The organism is Microcystis sp. LSC13-02, from assembly GCA_002282935.1.
Taxonomy (GTDB): domain Bacteria; phylum Cyanobacteriota; class Cyanobacteriia; order Cyanobacteriales; family Microcystaceae; genus Microcystis.
On the sequence record MTBT01000296.1, the window covers coordinates 1 to 6,207 of the forward strand.

General features: G+C 41.5%; 5 protein-coding genes. 4 read left to right on the plus strand and 1 reads right to left on the minus strand.

Annotated elements, in window-relative coordinates; genetic code table 11:
• The first annotated feature begins 336 nt into the window (after positions 1-336).
• Both BGL89_RS18580 and BGL89_RS18585 read left to right on the plus strand, forming a co-directional pair.
• Positions 337-1,296 carry an aldo/keto reductase gene (locus BGL89_RS18580; protein WP_286827006.1) on the plus strand — a complete coding sequence of 320 codons (960 nt, stop codon included), beginning with the start codon at positions 337-339 and terminating at the stop codon, positions 1,294-1,296.
• 110 nt (positions 1,297-1,406) lie between these two features.
• Entirely contained in the window at positions 1,407-1,982 is a 576-nt protein-coding gene (locus tag BGL89_RS18585) for an Alr1449 family protein (protein ID WP_147069357.1), read from the plus strand.
• Here the strand turns inward: BGL89_RS18585 and BGL89_RS18590 are convergent.
• The gene (locus tag BGL89_RS18590) at positions 1,965-3,608 is read right to left on the minus strand and encodes a CocE/NonD family hydrolase (RefSeq protein WP_286827008.1); all 1,644 of its coding nucleotides are present in this window, start codon (positions 3,606-3,608) and stop codon (positions 1,965-1,967) included. The genes BGL89_RS18585 and BGL89_RS18590 overlap by 18 nt on opposite strands.
• Positions 3,609-3,743: 135 nt before the next feature.
• Here BGL89_RS18590 and BGL89_RS18595 point away from each other — a divergent pair, with 135 nt between their 5' ends.
• Positions 3,744-5,438, plus strand: coding sequence for an ABC-F family ATP-binding cassette domain-containing protein (locus tag BGL89_RS18595; RefSeq protein ID WP_286827009.1), 1,695 nt, complete (start codon positions 3,744-3,746; stop codon positions 5,436-5,438).
• Positions 5,439-5,488: 50 nt separating this feature from the next.
• Positions 5,489-5,944 (plus strand): peroxiredoxin, encoded by a 456-nt coding sequence (locus BGL89_RS18600; protein ID WP_286827010.1) that lies wholly within the window; start codon positions 5,489-5,491, stop codon positions 5,942-5,944.
• Positions 5,945-6,207: the final 263 nt, after the last annotated feature.

The following is a 6,207-nucleotide window of genomic DNA, read 5'->3' on the forward strand; positions in this document are numbered from 1 at the left end:
GTTAATTCGTCGTTCTAACGGTTTAATTGTTTCTCACTAACTTATATAAAGCCGCCCTCCGCTATCGCTAAAGGGCGGGGTTTCAGACCCAGTTTTTCGATGATTTTTCTCCTTACTCTAGCCCTAATCGCCCTGTCGATCAGCTATAATGTTCAAGGCGAAATAATTAGCCTCAGTACCCGCTTATTAGGTCTTTTTTGTGGCTTGTTAAGTTTGTTCTTTACACCCCTACCGGTAAAAGTTTTTATCCTTGTCACCTTAGTCCTCTTCAGCTGGGATTTTCAGCCCTAAACCCGACTGAAACCCTAAGCATACTTAACCCATCAAAAAACTGTTATGCAAAAACGCTATCTCGGTCAGACTAATATAGAAATTACTCCCCTTCTCGTGGGTACTTGGCAAGCAGGAAAAAAGATGTGGGCAGGTATTGAAGATGAGGAAAGTATTAAAGCAATTCGTGCCGCTTTTGAGGCAGGAATTACCACTGTAGATACAGCCGAAATCTACGGGGAAGGTCACTCAGAATTGATTGTCGCTCAAGCTTTAGCCGATGTGCGAGAACAGGTAATTTATGCCACAAAAGTTTTTGCTAATCACCTCAAATATGAGCAAGTTATCGCAGCTTGCCATCGCTCTTTAAAAAACCTCCAAACTTATTATATCGATCTTTATCAAATTCATTGGCCTAGTGGCTCATGGAACACGGAAATAGTGCCTATTTCTGAAACTATGGCCGCTCTTAATTATCTGAAAGCACAGGGAAAAATTCGAGCTATAGGGGTTTCCAATTTCTCCCGCTCTCAACTGGAAGAAGCTAGTCAATACGGCAGAATTGAGAGTATTCAACCTCCCTATTCTCTGTTTTGGCGCTCGGTAGAAAAGGAAATTATGCCCTATTGTATAGAGAATAATATTTCTATTCTGGCCTATTCTCCCCTTGCCCAAGGTTTATTAACAGGAAAATTTAGAACCGGTTATCAGTTGGCAGCGGAAGACCATAGAATTAAAAATAAACTCTTTCATGGCGAAAACTTTCCGAGGGTACAAGCGGCTTTAAATCAATTAGAACCGATTGCTGACCGCTATAATTGTTCCCTAGCTCAATTATCTCTTGCTTGGTTAATTAAGCAACCTCAAACTAATGCAATTGCTGGGGTAAGAAATGCCGCTCAAGCAGTTAATAACGCTCAAGCAATGACAATTAATTTAACCCCGGAAGACCTAAAATTAATTGATAATATTGGTAAACAGGTAACTGATTTCTTGGATGATAATCCCGTGCTGTGGGATTTCTAAAAATTATACAGCAGTTATCTTAAGGGTGAAGACAGAAGCTTTGGTTAATTCTCAGGAAAAAGCCTGTATAATGACAGCTATAGTCCGATTCTTATCGCAGGATTATACCTATGGCTAAATCCAAAAAACACAATCTGCAATGGATCAAAGAAACCCTCGATTTAAATCCAGATCATAACTGGAAATCTAGTCCGGGTAACAGTATTTTTGTAGCTGGTCGCGGTGCAGTTCGCTTTGAAGTTCCGCAAGATTGGCATTTTGAACCCGATGATAATTCCTTTCGTTTTTTAGATAGAAAACCCCCCGATGATGATTGTCGTTTAGAGGTTTCCTATAATTTACTTCCCCCCGGAGATTGGAAAGAATTACCCCTGAAAGGAATGGTCAAAAAATTAGCTCGTGAAGATAGCCGCAATCCTCACGAAATCGGCGAAGTTATCCAAGAAAAACGCCAAACAGTACGCATTGTTTGGGTGCAAATTCAATTCATCGACCCTCAAGAAAATCGGCCAGCTTATTCGCGTATTGCCGTGGGCATTGGTTCCGGGGTTCAATGTTTAATTACTATGGATTATTGGGTCGATGATGCGGAAAAATTCACCCCCGTCTGGGATACGGTTATCTCCTCGCTGGTGTTAGGTTTATACATTCGCGATCCCCGCAGCGGTTTAGCTTTCCCCGACTAAAGGTAATAGCAATTTTGCCGGAAAATTTCCTTGACAAAAAACCTTAATTGTGATAGTAGAAAAATCGATCGCTCGACTCTGGTGGGGATAGCTGCCGGTTCCCGCATTGACGGGATGTGCGGGAAAGCAAGAGGCACTCAGACTTAAACGCAAGCTATGACCTTGAGGAATAGTGATAAAAGTGGCCTGCATAGCAATATTTAGGGGCGATTCGGGATTATTTACCCGTTTATAACCCTGAGTGATATTAAAAACTCGACCATCGGGGGTAACTTGAGAAACCACCGCACAGATATCGAAACTAACCGCATCTGCTTGACAATAACAATCCAGACGGGGACTACCCAAAATAGTTAAATCTTTCTCTAGGGGGGGAGAAGTGTAGGTAATCACATCACTGCGACAGTCTAGCATGGTGCGGTCGAATATTCCCCCCGGTAGGGCGCTATGACCTCCTAAAGATGGGACCGGTCGCCAAGGATCGTGAACGATGGTATCCTCGATCGCAGGTTCTAACAAAATCGCGCTTAATTTCCCCTCATCCTCGCGCAGATTGGCTAAACCTTGACTAGCAAGATAATAAATTTGCTGATTTTCTCTGGGAAACTTTTCCAGATAGTGCCATTGATTAGACCCCATTTGAAATAGATACATAGGAGGATTTTTTAATAACTCCGTTTCCTGACCTTTTAAGAAATAATCAAACCATTGCAGCTGCATTTTATCCACGGGACTAATTGCCTCTTGACCATAATCTATCTCTCCTACTTTTCTCCCCCAGGGTAGATGAGTCCAAGCACCAATAATTAGCTGTTGGGGATAGATAGAACGCGCTTGCATTTCTTGGTATAAACCCAAAGTTCCCCGGAGATGAGGATCGAACCAACCCCCGATATGTAACATCGGTAAATCGATATTTTTTAAAAGGTTTTGCGGGGATAAATTTTGCCAATAGTCATCGGGAAGATAACGAGTAATCCAATCGTGATAAAAAGAATCAGCAGCTAAATCTTGCAGAATTTGGGGAGAGGCAGCAATAGGATCAAAAAGGGGTAAATTTCGGGAAGCTACCCAGAGTTTTTGATAGGCAGTTTCGTCCCCTTTTAATCTAGCTGTTTCCGCTGCTAATTGTATTGCCCAAGCGAGATTATATTGGAAATTAAATGCTTCATTTTCATAGCCCCAATCTCGATATAAATCGTGAGCGATCATTGCTGGGCAAATAGTTTTTAAAGCAGCATGACCATTAGTAGCGGCGTATAATTGGGTCATTCCCTGATAGGAAAAACCATACATTCCCACCACACCCGTATTATTAGGAATAGTTAAAACCCATTCAATAGTTTCTAATCCGTCGCTAATTTCATGGGCAAATAAATTAAAATTTCCCGTCGAGTTTCCCCGTCCCCGGACATCCTGAATTACCACAATATAACCCTGACGTGCATACCAGCTAGGATGGGCATAAACCACCGTAGAAGCGATCGCTTTTCCGTAGGGTTGTCGCATTAGTAAAATGGGAAAAGATTCCCTACTATCGGGACGATAAATATCGGCAGCTAAACTAATTCCATCTCTGGTGATTAAACTAGCCGTTTCTTTTTTTATGGGGTAGGGATTAAGCATTATTATCTCTTTCAGATAAAAAATAGTGTCAGGTGGCTCAATCGAGAAAACTTGACAAAGACCAGATAAAGCTTAACTAAATGTTACAATAGAGGCGGACTGCCTCAACTGCCTAGGACTGGAGAAAAATCAGCGATGCTACGACTAGAGAGAATTAGTAAGATTTACCCGACGGGAGAAGTGTTAAAAGATGTCACTTGGGAAGTAAAAACTGGCGATCGCATCGGTTTGGTGGGAGTCAATGGGGCCGGAAAATCCACCCAGCTGAAAATTATTATGGGGGAAGTGGAACCCACCGCTGGGGAGATCATCCGTCCTACCAGTCTCCATATCGGCTATCTTACCCAAGAATTTGAAGTGGATCCCCGTCGGACGGTACGGGAGGAATTTTGGACGGTGTTTCAAGAAGCGAATCAAGTCCACCATCAACTAATAGAAATTCCCCAGCGCATGGAAAAAGCTGATCCCGAAGAATTAGATCGCTTAATTCATCAATTGGATCGCTTACAAAGACAATTTGAAGCGTTAGATGGTTACGGATTAGAAGCGCGCATCGAGAAAATTTTACCAGAAATGGGCTTTACTATTGATGACGGCGATCGCTTGGTAAGTTCCTTTAGTGGTGGTTGGCAAATGCGGATGAGTTTAGGCAAAATTCTCCTGCAAACTCCCGATATTTTACTCCTCGATGAACCGACTAACCATTTAGACTTAGAAACCATTGAATGGTTAGAAAAATTCCTCAAGGATTTAACTACTCCCATGGTCATAGTTTCCCACGACCGGGAATTTCTTGATCGTCTCTGTACCAAAATTGTCGAAACTGAAAGGGGAGTTTCTACCACTTATTTAGGTAATTATTCTGCCTACCTACAGCAAAAATACGAACAACAATCTGCTCAGTTAAGTGCCTACGAACGTCAGCAAAAAGAACTAGAAAAACAGCAAGCTTTCGTGGATCGGTTCCGTGCCAGTGCCACCCGCAGTACCCAAGCAAAAAGCCGGGAAAAACAATTAGAAAAGGTAGAAAAAATTGAAGCACCAATTGCCGATGTGCGTACCTTAAAATTCCAGTTTCCTCCAGCAGTGCGTAGTGGTCGGGAAGTGGTAACTATTAAAAATATTGTTCACATTTACGATGATAAAATTCTCTTTTTCGGAGCAAATCTGGAAATAGAAAGGGGCGATCGAGTGGCTTTTTTAGGCCCAAATGGTGCAGGAAAATCCACGCTTTTACGTTTAATTGTTGGGTTAGAACCCCCCACAGAAGGCTCGATCGAAATCGGTAAACATAACGTTATTCCTAGTTATTTTGAGCAGAACCAAGCGGAAGCTTTAGACCTAACTAAAACTGTTTTAAATACCATTCATGATGAAGTTCCCGATTGGAAAGATGTGGAAGTTCGCAGTCTTTTAGGGCGATTTTTATTCAGAGGGGAAACGGTATTAAAAAAAGTAGAATCTTTGAGTGGTGGCGAAAAAGCGCGTCTTGCCTTAGCCAAAATGTTACTTGCTCCCGCTAACTTATTAATTCTCGATGAACCGACTAATCACCTCGATATTCCCGCCAAGGAAATGTTAGAATCGGCTTTAAAAGTTTATGAAGGCACGGTTTTAATTGTTTCCCATGATCGTTATTTTATCTCCCAGGTAGCTAATAAAATTGTCGAGATTCGGGAGGGCGAATTAATTGCCTACGCAGGAGATTATCACTATTATCTAGAAAAACTAGACGAAGAAAAACAAAAAGCCGAACAAAAACGCATTGAAGCAGAAAAAGCGGTCAAAGCTGCCGCTAAACGGGCTAAACAAAAGACCAAAAAAGGTTAGAATGTTAAAGTATCACCCTATCCACGATTATCTATTCATTAATTAATCTTATGGCAGCTATAAAAGTAGGCGATCGAGTTCCCAATTTTTCTCTCCCTTCCCAAACAGGGACAACGGTTAATGTCACCGATTTAATCGGTAAAAAATCCCTGGTAATTTATTTCTATCCCAAAGATGACACTCCGGGTTGTACCGCAGAATCCTGCGCTTTCCGCGATAGTTACGAAGTGTTTACCGATGCGGGTGCGGAAGTTATTGGTATTAGTGCCGATAGTCCCCAATCTCATCAACAATTTGCCCAAAAATATAATCTTCCCTTCACCCTTTTAAGTGATAGCGATAACCGAGTCCGGAAATTATTCGGTGTTCCCTCTACCTTATTCGTCCTCCCCGGACGAGTTACCTATATCATTGATCAAGAGGGAATCGTCAGACATATTTTTGATTCTATGTTAGATTTTAAAGCTCACGTTACCGAATCTTTGAACACAATTAAATCTTTTTAGGTTGATGATTATGTAAGAAATTAAGACATCTATCCCATAATTGGGACAGTTCTGACTTAAAAATAAAATTAATGGTGTGTTAATTTTGACTAACACACCCTCAATCTGGCTTCTATCTCTAAATTTATCCCTGTATATTCTTCCTCTGGTTTTTCGAGAAACAACCCCCTAATTAGGGTTTGCTGAATAAATCTAAAAACCTTATCCAACAAGGTTTTTAGACTTTTTTTCCCTCAAAAAGTGCCGCCCCTTGGAGTGATTGG